General features: G+C 39.9%; 13 protein-coding genes. 7 read left to right on the forward strand and 6 right to left on the reverse strand.

Translation table 11 applies throughout. The features are described 5' to 3' along the window. Positions 1-48 precede the first annotated feature (48 nt). From AC1PJP_RS08105 to AC1PJP_RS08120, 4 genes are all read right to left on the reverse strand, one after another. Positions 49-978 (reverse strand): LysR family transcriptional regulator, encoded by a 930-nt coding sequence (locus AC1PJP_RS08105; RefSeq protein WP_151989067.1) that lies wholly within the window; start codon positions 976-978, stop codon positions 49-51. Between the two features lie 131 nt (positions 979-1109). Continuing rightward, entirely contained in the window at positions 1110-1904 is a 795-nt protein-coding gene (locus tag AC1PJP_RS08110) for a substrate-binding domain-containing protein (protein ID WP_004773588.1), read from the reverse strand. Between the two features lie 91 nt (positions 1905-1995). Then, complete coding sequence (tcuC, locus tag AC1PJP_RS08115) at positions 1996-3306, reverse strand: MFS transporter (protein ID WP_009390595.1); 1311 nt, start codon at positions 3304-3306, stop codon at positions 1996-1998. A gap of 278 nt (positions 3307-3584) precedes the next feature. Beyond that, a complete protein-coding gene (locus tag AC1PJP_RS08120) occupies positions 3585-4514 on the reverse strand; it encodes a LysR family transcriptional regulator (protein ID WP_151989068.1) in 930 nt (309 codons plus the stop codon). 298 nt (positions 4515-4812) lie between these two features. Between AC1PJP_RS08120 and AC1PJP_RS08125 the strand changes: the two genes are divergently transcribed. Both AC1PJP_RS08125 and AC1PJP_RS08130 read left to right on the forward strand, forming a co-directional pair. After that, complete coding sequence (locus tag AC1PJP_RS08125) at positions 4813-6198, forward strand: long-chain fatty acid transporter (RefSeq protein WP_151826908.1); 1386 nt, start codon at positions 4813-4815, stop codon at positions 6196-6198. A 33-nt stretch (positions 6199-6231) separates the two neighbouring features. Continuing rightward, a complete protein-coding gene (locus AC1PJP_RS08130; protein WP_151826907.1) occupies positions 6232-7599 on the forward strand; it encodes an amidohydrolase in 1368 nt (455 codons plus the stop codon). Positions 7600-7659: 60 nt separating this feature from the next. Here AC1PJP_RS08130 and AC1PJP_RS08135 read toward each other — a convergent pair whose 3' ends face one another. Next, positions 7660-8667 carry an AraC family transcriptional regulator gene (locus AC1PJP_RS08135; RefSeq protein WP_045437616.1) on the reverse strand — a complete coding sequence of 336 codons (1008 nt, stop codon included), beginning with the start codon at positions 8665-8667 and terminating at the stop codon, positions 7660-7662. A 216-nt stretch (positions 8668-8883) separates the two neighbouring features. On the opposite strand from AC1PJP_RS08135, the gene AC1PJP_RS08140 reads away from it, so the two are divergent. Beyond that, positions 8884-9909, forward strand: a complete 1026-nt coding sequence (locus AC1PJP_RS08140; RefSeq protein WP_322006051.1) for a fatty acid desaturase — start codon at positions 8884-8886, stop codon at positions 9907-9909. An 88-nt stretch (positions 9910-9997) separates the two neighbouring features. On the opposite strand, the gene AC1PJP_RS08145 is transcribed toward AC1PJP_RS08140, so the two are convergent. After that, positions 9998-10606 carry a LysE family translocator gene (locus AC1PJP_RS08145; protein WP_479766786.1) on the reverse strand — a complete coding sequence of 203 codons (609 nt, stop codon included), beginning with the start codon at positions 10604-10606 and terminating at the stop codon, positions 9998-10000. 255 nt (positions 10607-10861) lie between these two features. Here AC1PJP_RS08145 and AC1PJP_RS08150 point away from each other — a divergent pair, with 255 nt between their 5' ends. The 4 genes from AC1PJP_RS08150 to AC1PJP_RS08165 all read left to right on the forward strand — a co-directional run bounded on the left by AC1PJP_RS08150 (position 10862) and on the right by AC1PJP_RS08165 (position 14832). Beyond that, a complete protein-coding gene (locus AC1PJP_RS08150; RefSeq protein ID WP_479766787.1) occupies positions 10862-11734 on the forward strand; it encodes a LysR family transcriptional regulator in 873 nt (290 codons plus the stop codon). A 367-nt stretch (positions 11735-12101) separates the two neighbouring features. Next, positions 12102-13088, forward strand: a complete 987-nt coding sequence (locus AC1PJP_RS08155) for a DUF1852 domain-containing protein (RefSeq protein WP_005302940.1) — start codon at positions 12102-12104, stop codon at positions 13086-13088. 21 nt (positions 13089-13109) lie between these two features. Then, complete coding sequence (locus AC1PJP_RS08160) at positions 13110-14153, forward strand: methionine synthase (RefSeq protein WP_009390634.1); 1044 nt, start codon at positions 13110-13112, stop codon at positions 14151-14153. A 187-nt stretch (positions 14154-14340) separates the two neighbouring features. Continuing rightward, on the forward strand, positions 14341-14832 hold the full coding sequence (locus AC1PJP_RS08165) for a flavin reductase (RefSeq protein WP_004794389.1): 492 nt from the start codon (positions 14341-14343) through the stop codon (positions 14830-14832). The last annotated feature ends 600 nt before the right edge of the window (positions 14833-15432 follow it).

Below are 15432 nucleotides of genomic sequence, written 5' to 3' on the forward strand. Positions count from 1 at the left end.
GAGAGGCTAAACTTGAATGGGTGTTTAGTAAAAATAAACACTAAGCGCTTAAGTGTTTATGATTTTCGCACCGGGCCAGCGCTTTTCATTAATCAGGTTGGTCACACAAGCACGAATCACTACTTTCGTGGCTAAAGTAGCAGGCGAGAGTTCTTCTTCAGACAGACTAATTAAATAGTTAATGCGTTCAATGGCAGGTTCTACAATGCGCAGTAAACATAGGTCTTGCCGTGAGTTTAATGAGGCACCAGCAGGTTGGATGGTTGCCATTTCGAGTTGGCTAATGCTTTCCATTAACAAATGCAGCCCATCAATTTCATAGGTCACTTTAAGTTGATGAATTTTCTGTTCGAGCAACAAACGTAGTCCATGTCGTTGGCTCGGTAAAATCAGCGGAAGTTCTTTAAGCTGTGAGTGAGTAATGGTTTGAGTGTCTATGCAGCTTTCAAGATGGTACTGACTTAGCACTTCTTTAGGCGAGATTAAAAACATTTGCTCTTTGACTAAAGGCTGTATGGCCCACTGCGGGTCGACATCGTCACTAAAGATGATGGCAACATCGAGCTGCCTTGCATTAACTAATGCCTTGAGGTCACCCGATAAACCTTCAATTAAACGGACTTTAATGTCGGGATAGCGGTTTCTCATGAGTTTTAAAAAGTGGGTGCCTATAACCGACGCGACACTCGGCGAAAAACCGACGGTGACATGACCACTTAGGCGTGAAGAATGAGCAGAATCTACAGCATGGTCTAAGTGTCTAAGCGCCAGTTGAACCTGTTGAAAAAAAGCTAAACCCGCAGGGGTGGGAACCGTTCCCAAAGCAGTACGTTGTAAAAGGCGAATCGAAAGCTCGCTTTCTAATTTTGAGATTTGCTGACTTAATGCAGAAGTTCCAATATCGAGATTTTTTGCAGCTTTACCCAAGCTTCCTGACTCGATCACCGCAATAAAATACTTGAGTTGTTTGAGTTCCACGGCAAATACTACATTGTCCTTTATTGGTTATTCTACACTGGTTTATCGCTATACATTTTGTTCTATTACGCTGAGTAAACCACCAACAGAGTAAAGGCAACATCACCTCAAGATGTTGCCTTTTAGAGCTTTTATTGTTTAACCTGCTCAAGACCCTGTTCTTCAATAATTTGTGTTGCTTGTGGTGACTTCACAAATTTGATGAGTTCTTTTGCGACTTTTTCATGTTCAGAGTTTTTACCAATGCCCGCTGCAAATACAGTGACTTTCTGGTAAGGCGCAGGAATTGGGCCGACTAAATCAACTTGACCATATTGGCCAGTAAAAGGTTTGATTTCACTAATTTGCTGGAAACCAATATCGAACTGACCTTCAGCAATACGTTTTGCAACACGGTCACCGACTACTTTTTCTGCTTTACCAGAAATCACTTTGTACTCGACAGGTGGAAAGCTTGGAAAAACATCTTTTTCAAGATGCGTGCCGCTCGCACTTGCTGAATAACCAATGTGCTTAGCATTTAATAAAACTTTTTCGAATTTTGCCGCAGAGCTAATATCTGGTTTTGGTGCACCTTTAGGTACAGCCATGCCAATGCTTGAATTGACTAAAGCACTTTGTGAATTTGGGTCTACATAACCTTTTTCTGCAAGCTTGTTTAGTTCAGGAGCAGCCAACACCACCACATCAAAATGTTCACCACGATCGAGTCGATTTGGAATTGCAGTTGGTGATGCGCCCATTGATGAACCAGACGAAAGGTGAACCGTGTGACCAGTTTGCTTTTCAAATATTGGAATGAGTTTTTCCATAGATGAATAGAAACCGCCTGAACTAATCACTTCGAGTGTATCTGCGTTAGCAAGCGTTGAGCCTAAGCCTGCACCAGCTAGGCAAATGGTCATGAAGATAGGGGACTTTTTCATAGTATCTCACTTTAATGATAGGAGAGCACAGTACGGAGACTTAAGATCTGCCGTACTGTTCATTAAAATTTCAGGTTAAATAGTTATTGTTTTAAGCGCTAACCTTCGCAGGTTCAGCAATTGGGTCTGCATTCTTCTGCTTAGAACCACGGCATAGATATAAGCTTGAGATTAAGCTACATACCGCTGCTAACATCAGCCAGAATGCTGGTGTGCTTGCATTGCCTGTGTTTTCGACAAGGTACGTACAAGCCATTGGAGTCATACCACCAAAAATAGCGGCTGCAAGGCTGAACGCTAAAGAGAAGCCAACTGTACGTACACGTTTTGGCATTACTTCGGCAAGTGTTGCTACCATGGTGCCGTTGTACATACCAAAGAAGAACGAGAAGTAAGCAAGCGTAATAATGAGATTGGTAAAACTAATGTCACTCACTAACCAGCTTAAAACTGGATAAGTTGTAAAGATAGCAAGCGTGGTAATGCCGACTAAAACTGGACGACGACCAATTTTGTCTGAAAGTAAACCACCCATTGGTAACCAGAAGAAATTGGATAAACCCACAAATACGGTTGCTAAAAGGCTATCTGTTACCGACATTTCTAGAGTACGTTTTGCATACACAGTGGTGTAAACCGTAATGAAATAGAACGTGGTTGTGGTCATGGCACTCATCATCATGCCTGCAAGTACGATGCGCCAGTTGCTCGCAAGCGTGCTGAAAATTTCTTTGGTCGATGGATGAGTTTTTTGCGCTTTAAAGTCTTCAGTTTCTTCTAACGTACGGCGGAATAAGAAGATTAAAGGAATAATCAAACAACCAATTAAGAACGGAATGCGCCAGCCCCATTCACCCACTTGAGCAGTAGTTAAAATGGTGTTGAGCCAGTAGCCAAGTAATGCTGCAAATACAACCGCAATTTGTTGGCTGCCAGATTGCCAGCTTGTGATAAATCCACGGTTTTTATCTGTTGCAATTTCAGCTAGATAAATCGATACACCACCAGATTCAACACCTGCCGAGAAGCCTTGTAATAGACGTCCAATCACCACCAAAATTGGCGCAATAATACCAATGGTTTCATAACCCGGTACAAAGGTAATTAAGATGGTTCCGATTGCCATAAGGCTTAAAGTCACAATAAGACCTTTACGTCGACCAACTCTGTCGACATAAGCGCCTAAGAAAATAGCGCCGAGAGGACGCATAAGAAAACCCGCAGCAAATACGGTAAATGTCATCATTAAAGAGACATATTCATTTTCAGAGTGGAAAAATTTTGCTGCGATATAAGTGGCATAGAAACCAAAAAGAAAAAAATCGTACTGTTCTAAAAAGTTGCCACTCGTTACATTTAATATTTTTTTAAAAGTAGCCCTACGGTTATTCACGACATCCATTGGAGACCTCCTTGGCCTGACAAAATGGAAACATTCACGATCTTCAATGGAGGGCCTTAAATCGACTCATTCAATAAACCTAAATAGCAAATGGGTTAGAGATGAGATTTAAAGGTGTCCTTCGTAGAAAATGTGATGCCTTGTTTCCAGTTCAAACTACACATCTATAATTCGATAAACAGAAATTCACTTATCATTCAGATGAAAATGTAATCTCAAACAGCAGGAGGGAGTGAGAGGGCAAAATTAATTAGGTATTTAATAAAATTAATGACCCTTTATAAAATAATTTCAGAACACGGCCATATTTGGTTTTGAATCAACTCTTTTACACAGGCTTTAATTGCTGATTTTGCAGCCAGTGCAGCAGGTGATAATTCTTCTTCGGCAAGGCTCACCAAGTAATTGATTCGCTCAACTTCAGGGTCGATCAATTTTAGTAATTGAAGCTTATGTTTGTATTCTTGTAGACAAGCACTTCCGGGGCGAACACTTGCAAGGTCAAGGTGAATCAGGCTGTCCATGAGTAAGTGTAGACCATCAATTTCATAGACAACATTAAGCTGCCCAATCTTGTGTTCAAGCAATTTTCTTAAGCTATGACGCTGCCGTGGTAATACTAAAGGAATATCACCGATTTGTTGGGACTGAATAATTCCACTTTTGATGCAATCGGCAAGACCATATTTTTCAAGCACTTCTTTGCGTGCCATTAAATACATTTGTTCGCGGACCAAAGGCTGTATTGACCACTGTTTATCAATTTCATTGGTAAAAATAATGGCAATATCAAGCTGACGCGAATTAATCGACTGAATCAGGTTGCCTGACAGAGTTTCCACAATTTCTAGACGAATGTCTGGATAGCGTTCAGACATTAATTTCATTAAAGGGATGCCAATTAAAGCGGTAATGGTAGGTGGAAAACCAAGACTCACATGGCCTGAAAGCCGTGCCGAATGGGCAGCATCTACCGCAAAGTTAATCTGACGTAAAATGAGTTGAGAATGTTTTAAAAAGGCGAGGCCTGCGGGAGTTGGGGTCACACCAAAAGCATTACGCTGTAATAGGCGAATGCTTAGCTCTTGTTCTAGCTTGCTAATTTGTTGACTGATTGCTGACGCACCGACATCGAGTTTTTGAGCAGCTTTACCAATACTGCCTGCTTCAACCACCGTCAAAAAATATTTTATTTGCTTGATTTCCATAATAAATGTATTCGCTCATCATCCTTAATTTATAGAGATATGAAGGATTGGGAAATCTATCATGTGCTTTAATATTAACAGCAATAAATACAAAAGTTTCTTAAAAAATTATCTGAAAGTTTTAAATCTTTGTCGTCTTTAATCTTGAGTTCAAAGGAAATTATCTCACTTCAGAGAGGCAATCGTATAATTTTTAAATATGGCATCCACAGTCAACGAATTGGCGTTTGGAGCTAAGCGCACCACTCAAAATCTAAATAAAGTGAACAATCAAAATAAAAAAATCCAGGATGGATCCATGATTTTTGTCGTAAGAAATAGAACATTAGTATTGGGAATCGCTTCAATTTGTACAAGTGCATTACAGGCTGCTGCATTTGATAAAACAGGCCAATCCGTATCAGCATTTTTACAACCGGGAAATTACTTTGAAGCAAGTCTTGGTGTGACAGATACTGATTTAAAAGGAGTGGAATCTGGTACTAACCCTTCCCATCAGTCAATTTCCGACATTGCCAATACAGATTATCGGCCGACTGCGGCTTTAAAATTTCAGCTTGCACCGCAGTATTCATTTGGGTTGCTTTACGATCAGCCTTTTGGTGCTGACACAGAATATTCTGGTGTAAATGGCTTTATCGCAACGCCGAAAGACACAGTTATGCTTCCCGGTATTACGACTACAAGCCTTGCAAATGCTACTTCTGGTCAAGTTCCCACAGGAAATGCAAAATCGGAATTTGATATTCAAAGTTTCAGCTTCATTGCCGGATATCAGCCTAATAAAAACTGGAATATTTTTGCAGGGCCGGTTTATCAAACTTTCAAAAGTCAGGTCAATTTAAGAGGCAATGTATTTAGTCTTTATAATGGCTATGACTTTCAAACTAAAACTGTGGGTGATTGGGGCTGGTTAGCTGGACTGGCTTATCAAATTCCTGAAAAGGCCGTTAAAGTTTCACTTACCTATCGTTCTGCCATTACCCACAAAGTAAACGCAACTGAAAATGCGCCGTTAATTGATATGTTAACGACTCAGCAAGGACGCGATTTAGTTAGCCAACATCTCGACTATATGATTTCTATCGGGCAGATGACCGAGCAAAAGAAAAACTATTTAAATCATATTATTTCAGAGTTACCCAATAGCGAAGGCTCTGGCCCAACCAAATTTAAATCTCCAAACTCAGTGAATTTAGAATTTCAAACAGGTTTACGCCAAGGAACTTTATTGTTTGGGAGCTTGCGCTGGGTAAATTGGAGTGATTTGGCGCTACAACCTTACCGTTTTGGTGAAATTTCAAAAGTTATTGGGGGATTATCAACACCAAGCCGTCCAGAAGGGTTTAATTTGGTTCGTTATGATGATGACCAGTGGGCTTTAAATTTAGGACTAGGGCAACGTTTTTCACCTAAATGGCTAGGTTCTGTGTCAGTGGGCTGGGACTCGGGAGCTGGCGATAAAGTTTCAACGGGTGGCCCAACCAAGGGATATTACAACTTAGGAGTGGGAGCCCAATACAGTCCAACATCGCAATACTTTATTTCTGGTGGTGTGAAATATTACTGGTTAGGCGATGCAAAAGCTCAGCTTGGCGCACAGGCAGGCAGTGACTATTATGTGGGTGAGTTTAAGGATAATCACTCTATAAGCTATGGCTTAAAAATAGGATATAAATTTTAAAATTAAATCATTCATTTATAAGGTTTTAATTACATGAATAAAATCATCAAAAATGGCATATTTTTAGGGTTATCGACTTTGATGGCAGGTTATGGAACTGTCCTCCATGCCGAAGTAAACCCATCTAATTTACCTACTGTCTCACAAAAAGCGTTAACGATTATTGATGGACAAACAGAATGGTTAAGTAAGGTTTATAAAGATATTCATGAACACCCTGAACTTGGGTTTATGGAAACGCGTACCTCTGCCATTGTTGCCAAAGAGCTTAAGTCATTAGGGTTTGATGTTAAAACTGGCATAGCCAAGACAGGTGTGGTCGGCATTTTGAAAAATGGTAATGGGCCAACGGTCATGTACCGTGCCGACATGGATGCCAATACTGTTCAAGAAGCGACTGGCTTACCTTATGCAAGTAAAGTGCGGGTAAAACTTGACGATGGAACCGAAACGCCTGTTGCACACATGTGTGGCCATGATGCACATGTGACATGGATGCTCAGTATGGCAAAAACCTTAGTCGCTTTAAAAAAGGAATGGAGCGGAACTATTATTTTAGTCGCACAACCTGCTGAAGAGCCTATAACGGGTGCTAAAGCTATGGTGACTGACGGTTTGTGGACAAAATACAACTTACCAAAACCTGATTATTTCTTTGCAGTACATACCACACCTGCACCTGTTGGAGTGGTCATTAATGCGCCGGGGCCACGCATGGCGGGAACCGATCAGCTCGATGTTTTATTTAAAGGCGTGGGTGGGCATGGGTCATTACCAATGCTAACCAAAAATCCAATTAGTATGGCGGCAAATGCAGTAACTCAATATCAAACCATTATGGGTAACGCAGTCGACCCTCAACAAGCAGCAGTTTTATCGATTGGCTCGATCCAAGCCGGAAATTCGAATAACGTGATTCCTTCTACTGCACTGGTCAAAATGAATTTACGTTGGTTTGATCCAAAAGTACGTGAAACCATGTTAAATAACATTAAGTTCATGAGTGAAGGTGCTGCCGAAATGCAGGGCATGGGTAAAGATCAATTGCCTACTTTTACCTTTAAGGGTTCAAGTACGCCTGTAGTCAATAATAAAGAATTCTCTGCGCGTTTAAATGGACCACTAAAAGCTTTGCTAGGCGACAAACATGTTCTAACTGAATATCCCGCCGTTATGGGTTCTGAAGATGTTCACCATTTGTTAGGTGATCAAAAAGACATTCCGTTTAACTTTATGTTCATTGGCGTGGCAGATCCGGTTGTGTTTGCTAATGCAGTCAAGCAAGGCAAACCTGTGCCTTATATTCCGCATAGTCCGAACTATGTTGTAGATTTAAAAGCCTTGCCTGTCGGGGCTAAAGTCACCACGGTGTCTATGCTCGAACTATTAAATAAAAAATAAGATGTTCATAAAAAAAGATGCACATCGAGGCATCTTTTTTTATCTAAAATTTCTAAAAATTTAAGAACAAGACAGATGTTTTTCCCGATAGTGTAGCGGTGATAAATCTGTCCAGCGTCGAAAAGCACGGGTAAAACTACTCACATCGGTAAAGCCAAGAATATAGGCAATTTCGGTAATATTGTGGCTTGAATTTTTGATATACGACAAAGCGAGTTCGTGCCGTGTATTGTCGAGTAGCTCGCTATAAGAGGTATTTTCTGCCGAAAGCTTGCGTTGCAGACTGCGTATACTTAAGCCTAAACTTTTCGCAACGTCTTGCTGTTGAAAGTCACCTGTAGATAATTTTTCAATGAGTTTTACTTTCACACGAGCCAATATATTTTCTTTATCAAACCGTGCGAGATAACGATTAATAATCTCATCATATTCTTGGGTGAGGCTAGGATTCCCACCATCTAAAGGCTGCTCTATGGTTGCTGTGTCAAATACAATCATGTCTTTGGGTGCATTAAACACAATCGGGGCTTTTAAAATACTCTGAAAAGTTTCTAAATCTTGTGGCTCTGAGCGTCTTAGTTCAATGCGTAAGGGCGAAAAAACAGAACCTTGTAACGCACGACTTGAACGAATAAAAACAGAGATAAAAGCATCGATAGATTCGGGTTGAACTTCGTCGGGAACATGAATAACGAAATAATGATTTTTTCCCTCGCCATAAAATTCAAGTTCGGGAATGTCGGTCACTATGCGGAAGTAACGAATAATTCTTAAAAACATTTCTTTTAGTGTGGTGCTGGTAATGAGTGAATGGCCCAACACATGAAATGTATTTTGGTTGACTTGGCTCGCAACTTTAAGGCCAAAGCACGAGTCTTGAGTCGCTTGAACGGCTAATTTCCATAAATTTGCTGTGTTTTTTAATGAATAGCGTGCATCTGGATCGTTTAGGGCCTGAACATCTAAACCTGCTTGTTTTAATAAAGGTTGGCTATCCACACCTGCTTTCTCAAGCGCTTTTTGAATCGCTTTAACCCAGCTAGCCAGTGCCGTTGCTGTCTGTGGCATGTTATGTCCTATAACTTGTGACTCATATTCCTGTGAGCAGTATAAAAGATTCAAAACTAAAAAATCTTTTGTTTGTTTTGAATCTTACTATTTTGGCATCCATAGCCAATAGATTGGCGTTTCGAGCTAAGCGTACAAAGGTAGATATAAATAAAGTAGGGATATGAGAAAACTGAGGAATAACGGATGACCTACATATATAAAAATCCTGCTGGAATGAGCGATAGCGAAAAAACGGAACACATTAAAAAAGTAGTCACAGCGGAAGGTGTGGCTTTACGCAAGCGCCATCCCATTTTGAACCATCAAAACACAATAGGAGCGATGATTCTATTTGTTTCCCTCGTTGGAATGATTGCTACGGCTGTACTCTATATCAATCATCAGCTTTCAGCGTGGTTCGCAATTCCAATTATTGCGTTTTTTGCATCTCTTACCCATGAGTTAGAACACGACCTCATTCACTGGATGTATTTTAGAAAGAAGCCATGGGCACATCACCTTATGATGGGCTTAGTGTGGTTAGCTCGCCCAAGTACCATTAACCCATGGAAACGCCGTGAGCTTCACTTTAATCACCATAAAAATTCAGGCACTGAAGTTGATTTAGAAGAAAGAGCGCTCACCAATGGAGAGCAGTGGAGCATACGCCGACTCGTCGCCATCGGTGACAATGGTTTTGCAGTTTTGCTACGCATTATTGCTGCAAGCAATTGGACTGTTAGAAAAGTTATTTTTAAACGTGCGTTCTTAGCTTATTTTCCACTTGGAATTATTCATTGGTCTCTTTGGTATATCTTCTTAGGCTTCCATGCAGTTGATATGGTTTCAAGCTTGGCAAATGCACCGATCGCATGGTCAGCTACAACGCTAAATGTTATGCATGTGATTAATATTTTGACTGTGGTGTGGATTGCGCCAAATGTGCTGCGTACTTTCTGCCTGCACTTTGTGACAAGCAACATGCATTACTACGGTGATGTTGAATTGGGTAATGTCATTCAACAAACTCAAGTATTAACACCGTGGTGGATGATGCCGTTCCAACTCTTTTGCTTTAACTTTGGTTCGACACATGCCATCCATCATTTTGTGGTGAAAGAACCATTCTACATTCGACAAATGACTGCGCCTGTTGCCCATAAAGTTATGCGTGATATGGGAGTGCGGTTTAACGATGTCGGAACCTTTAAAAGAGCAAATCGTTGGAATGTAAATAATTTATCTGAATCGAATACTTAACAAATAGATTCTTAACTCGCTTGAATGGACTGAGTTCTGTACACAGGGTTCAGTCCACATTCTACAGTTTCTTAAAAATGAAGTGGCTCTACTGAAACTGAGTAAAAAGAAGAATCACGCCTAATACACATAAAATTGAGCCAATCACCTTATTAATCTGTACTTGCTTGGCCAACATTTTCTGTCTCAATAGCATGGAAGAGAAAAGCACAGCCACAAGTGAAAACCATGCAAAATGGGCAAAAGACATAAAAAATCCATAAGCCAAAAGAATCGATTTAGGCGTAGTTAAACTCACAATTTGTGTATAGGTGCTAATCACAAATAGCGTGGTTTTAGGGTTGAGGGCATTGGTAAAAAAGCCGTATTTTATGGCTTGAAAAGTACCTATAGAAGTTAAAGCCGCAGTGTCTAAAACTGGTTTTTGCGTAAAAGTTTTATAGCCAATGTAGATCAGGTAAAGCGCGCCAATATACTTAACAATATTCAAAATTTGCGGCGTATAAGTCATCACAAAGGCAACGGCAACTAATGTGTAGGTGACATGCACCAACACGCCAAGCGATATTCCCAGTGAAGTGAACACACCTATTTTTCTGCCGTACAAGTAACTATTTTTCGTCACAATCGCGAAGTCAGCGCCGGGGCTAATCACCGCCAAAATCGTAATGAGAATAACCGCAATAAACTCTGCCATTATCTTGTGCCCTCACTGAAAACGAGGGAATTCATCTGTACTTTTTGGAATGTATTTGAGAGGAGAACTGTTTTGCTTAAAGCTGTTATTCTTTTCGTGAGAAAGATAGGGGCTCTACATTTATGAAGATAGATATAGATATTCAATATGTTTTTCATCATCTAAAATGGGGTTTAATAAAGATGATTTTTATTTTGAACAGAAACCTAAAAATAAAAATCGATAAAAACGACTACACATTTATGAGTTTTTGGAATGATTGAAAGAATATCGCTGAATTCATTAAAATTTTTCTATTTTGTGGCGAAGTATGGCAGCGTCACTTTAGCTGCAAAGAAATTATTTGTGACGCAAAGTGCGGTCAGTAAACAGATTTATAATTTAGAAGAAGCTTTAAATACGACTTTGTTTGACCGAAAAAATAAAACACTTGTGATGACTGAGCAGGGTGAAACTTTACTGAGTTGTTGCCATCAGGTGTTTGGTCAACTCGATGAATGTTTAATAGAACTCAGCCAGCCTAAAACCCAAAACAAGCAACTGGTTTTGTCGTGTGAACCGACTCTTTCCATGAAATGGCTCATACCGCGGTTATCAAAATTTAAAAAGCTTGGTCATGATTTTGAGGTTGTGCTACTCACCGCAGGCGGTGTGGTCGATTTTGAAAAAGATAATATCGATATCGCGATTCGCAGAAATGATTTTGATTGGGGAGAGCATATCTATAGTGAAAAAATTGCCGATGAATATATTGCTCTAGTTCAAGCAACCAAACTATTGGAAACCAAGGACGTACTCATTTCGACCTCTAGACCCAATTTTTTCAAAAACATGAGCCGCATTGCTGAGTTAAAGCAAAATTTGAAAGGCTACACCAAAGTTGAACTTGAACATTTTTATCTATGTTTAGAAGGATGCTTGGCTGGGCTCGGTGCAACAGTCATCTCAATTTATATGATTGAAAAAGAGCTTGAGTGGAACTTACTGCAAAAAATTTCACCTGTTGTACAAGATAGTTCAGCCTATTTTTTACTTTCTCATAGTGCTTTTGAGGAAGATTCACGTAAAACCATATTTTTAGAATGGCTAAAAGCAGAGATGAATGAGAGTCAGCATAAATTACTTTAAGCCTAGCCATTTTATTTAAAATTATATTGTTTAAATTATTGAAAATAATAGTAAATATTTAAAAATAGTTAAGGTGCTGTATGAGCGCCGTATATTGAATTTCTGCTGTCTAAAATTCCCTAAGATGAAAAATATTTAACTTCATACTTCTTTATTAAACCCTAAACATGAATTTCACTCAGTTTTGAATGAGACTAAATCATTTTTATTCATGTTGTGATTGCGGTATAAATCTATTCACGCTCTGAAGCGTTCTAGTCATTCACTTTTGATAAGACCATAAGGCACAAATCTGACAAGGCTGGAAAGTTTAAAAAGAGTTCGAAATATTTTTAGGTTTATCTCAGAAATTAGGGTACTGATCAAAATGAGTAAAGAATTTACATTTACGATTAAGAGTATTTGTTTCGATGAAAACTATCGTCCAGCAGACAATACGCGTATTACAACCAACTTTGCTAACTTAGCGAGAGGGATGAGCCGTGAAGAGAATCTGCGCAACACCTTACAGATGATCGACAATCGTTTTAATGCCTTAGCTCATTGGGACAACCCTAAAGGTGACCGCTACGGCGTTGAACTTGAAATCATTTCAGTTGAAATGAATATTGATGCCGAAAACCGTGCAAGCGGGCTTCCTTTAATCGAAATATTGAAAACCAATATTGTTGATAAAAAGACCAATGAACGTATTGAAGGCATTGTAGGTAACAACTTCTCGTCTTATGTACGTGACTATGACTTTAGTGTGCTGTTGTTAGATCATAACAAAAACAAGTCTACGTTTAGCACGCCAGAGAAGTTTGGTGAATTGCACGGTAACTTGTTTAAGAGCTTTATTAACTCTGAAACTTACAAAGCCAACTTTAAAAAGGCACCTGTGATTTGCTTAAGCGTTTCAACCACTAAAGAGTATCACCGTACTGAAAACGAACATCCTGTTTTAGGTGTTGAATACAAGCAAGAAGACTATTCACTCACTGATGAATATTTCCAAAAAATGGGCTTAAAAGTTCGCTATTTCATGCCGAAAAACAGTGCTGCACCTTTGGCGTTCTATTTTACGGGTGATTTGCTGAGTGATTACACCAACCTTGAGTTGATCAGCACCATCAGCACCATGGAATCGTTCCAAAAGATTTACCGCCCTGAAATTTACAACGCAAATTCAGTGGCTGGACAGTCTTATCAGCCAAGCTTAAAGAACCAAGATTACTCACTTACTCGAATTGTGTATGACCGTGAAGAACGTAGCCGCCTCGCTATTGAGCAAGGGAAGTTTGTTGAAGAGCAATTTATCAAACCATACCAAGCGATTCTTGAGCAGTGGTCTGCTAATTACGCTCTTAACTAATCAACATATAGGTCATTGATCATGAAAAAATTATTACCAACTTCAACTGCTGGTAGCTTACCTAAACCATCTTGGCTTGCAGAACCTGAAAAGCTTTGGTCGCCTTGGAAACTCGAAAACGAAGGTCTGCTTGAAGGTAAAAAAGATGCGCTACGTTTAGCGTTGCACGAACAGCGCCTTGCTGGCATCGACATTGTGAGCGATGGTGAACAAACCCGCCAACACTTTGTGACCACGTTTATTGAACACTTAAATGGCGTAGATTTTGAGAAGCGCGAAACAGTTCGTATTCGTGACCGTTACGATGCAAGCGTACCGTCTGTCGTAGGTGCGGTGTCTCGTCAAAAGCCTGTGTTTGTTGAAGATGCTAAGTTTTTACGTCAGCAAACTGATCAACCAATTAAGTGGGCATTACCTGGCCCAATGACCATGATTGATACGCTTTACGATGGTCACTACAAGAGCCGTGAAAAACTTGCTTGGGAATTTGCTAAAATTTTGAACCAAGAAGCGCGTGAGTTAGAAGCTGCTGGTGTAGACATCATTCAGTTTGACGAACCTGCATTTAATGTCTTCTTTGACGAAGTAAATGATTGGGGCGTTGCGACTTTAGAGCGTGCAATTGAAGGTCTTAAATGTGAAACTGCGGTTCACATTTGCTATGGTTATGGCATTAAAGCTAACACTGACTGGAAAAAGACATTAGGTTCAGAATGGCGCCAGTACGAAGAGGCTTTCCCGAAACTGCAAAAATCTAACATCGATATTATCTCGTTAGAATGTCACAACTCACATGTGCCTATCGATTTACTCGAACTCATTCGTGGTAAAAAAGTGATGGTCGGCGCAATTGATGTTGCATCTAACCAGATTGAAACTCCGGAAGAAGTGGCGAACACACTTCGTAAAGCGCTTCAGTTTGTAGATGCTGACAAGCTTTACCCTTGCACAAACTGCGGTATGGCGCCTCTTTCTCGTGAAGTGGCACGTGGCAAGCTAAATGCTTTAACGGCAGGTGCAGAAATCGTTCGCAGAGAACTTACTGGTTATGATCTTACTGCTTAATATTTACCAATAAGTGGTATAAAGGGTTACTTTTTTGATGGCAGTTGATAATCAAACAAGTAACCCTCATTTTACTTACTACATGTCGTTCTAATCAGGACTCATGTTGATAAAGTACCTTCCTGATGGAGTTGGGCGGTATAGCAAACACTCAGGACAAGGTACGATTCAATTTAGGAATAATGTCATGGTTCAAGCAACAGACTTTAGAAATGCAATGTCTTTACTCACAAGTGCGGTTAGTGTTGTGACTACGGCAGGCATGTCTGGCCGTTTTGGATTTACTGCCTCTGCTGTTTGTAGTGTGACTGACACACCTCCGACATTATTGGTGTGTATGAACCAATCTGCGAGTTCACATGCACATTTCCTAGATAACAAAATCTTAACTGTGAATGTTTTAGGCGCACACCACGAACATATTTCAAAAGCATTTTCATCTAAGCTCACGCCAGAAGAGCGCTTTAAACATGGTGAATGGATTGAGTTAGAAACAGGTTCACCTGTGTTAGACGATGCTTTGGTCAGTTTCGATTGTGAGATTGAACAAATTCAACAAGTCGGCACACACACCATTCTTATTTGTCCGATTGTTGCGATTAAACAAAGCCAGCATGATCAAAGCTTGGTTTATTTTAATCGTGCTTATCACCAAGTAGGGCAGACGGAAATTGTCTAAACTGACTTTCCTCTGTGCACTCTTACACTAAAAGTTAAAAGATAGAAATCAATAAGCATGGATCGCTTCACTCAACTTAAAAATATAATTAAATATAATATCTAAAATAATAATTAAGTTAATCTAATGAAAAATAATAATAAATTTAAATACTTGTCATAAAAGCTACATTGACACCTCTAAACTCTCGGATTATGCTTTGCGTGCTGGCCACATTGCCAGCCGGCTTTGACAGGCCGTCCTTAAGAGCATTGAAAAAAGTCATTTTTTTGATGTAGACCTGTTCGTCTCCCTTTTTGTAGCGGTAGGACGGAAGGGGGACACCTTCGGGTGTGCTGGGTTCTTAAGGCCAGTCTGTCAACCCTCTTTCGTTCTGCCACCATAATTCCAAATGAATGCTTTGGCAGAACTCCCAAAATCAGGAGTTGGCTATGCACATCCATCATTTTTTGGCACTCATTGCCAAAAGCTATAACGACACCACTTAATTCATCTTTAAACAGTTTGAAGGCTTAACCGCTTTTCAGACTTTAAGTCATTACGGCTAAAAACTTATATCAACAATAAAACTTGAGATGTGCCAAGCACCGTCTTACGGCT

This window comes from Acinetobacter sp. V116_7, assembly GCF_056735735.1.

Bases quoted from the DNA above. Each gene is read 5' to 3' on its own strand.
- AC1PJP_RS08110 (WP_004773588.1), bottom strand. From the start codon at position 1,904: ATGAAAAAGTCCCCTATCTTCATGACCATTTGCCTAGCTGGTGCAGGC.
- tcuC (WP_009390595.1), bottom strand. From the start codon at position 3,306: ATGGATGTCGTGAATAACCGTAGGGCTACTTTTAAAAAAATATTAAAT.
- AC1PJP_RS08120 (WP_151989068.1), bottom strand. From the start codon at position 4,514: ATGGAAATCAAGCAAATAAAATATTTTTTGACGGTGGTTGAAGCAGGC.
- AC1PJP_RS08125 (WP_151826908.1), top strand. From the start codon at position 4,813: ATGATTTTTGTCGTAAGAAATAGAACATTAGTATTGGGAATCGCTTCA.
- AC1PJP_RS08130 (WP_151826907.1), top strand. From the start codon at position 6,232: ATGAATAAAATCATCAAAAATGGCATATTTTTAGGGTTATCGACTTTG.
- AC1PJP_RS08135 (WP_045437616.1), bottom strand. From the start codon at position 8,667: ATGCCACAGACAGCAACGGCACTGGCTAGCTGGGTTAAAGCGATTCAA.
- AC1PJP_RS08140 (WP_322006051.1), top strand. From the start codon at position 8,884: ATGAGCGATAGCGAAAAAACGGAACACATTAAAAAAGTAGTCACAGCG.
- AC1PJP_RS08145 (WP_479766786.1), bottom strand. From the start codon at position 10,606: ATGGCAGAGTTTATTGCGGTTATTCTCATTACGATTTTGGCGGTGATT.
- AC1PJP_RS08150 (WP_479766787.1), top strand. From the start codon at position 10,862: ATGATTGAAAGAATATCGCTGAATTCATTAAAATTTTTCTATTTTGTG.
- AC1PJP_RS08155 (WP_005302940.1), top strand. From the start codon at position 12,102: ATGAGTAAAGAATTTACATTTACGATTAAGAGTATTTGTTTCGATGAA.
- AC1PJP_RS08160 (WP_009390634.1), top strand. From the start codon at position 13,110: ATGAAAAAATTATTACCAACTTCAACTGCTGGTAGCTTACCTAAACCA.
- AC1PJP_RS08165 (WP_004794389.1), top strand. From the start codon at position 14,341: ATGGTTCAAGCAACAGACTTTAGAAATGCAATGTCTTTACTCACAAGT.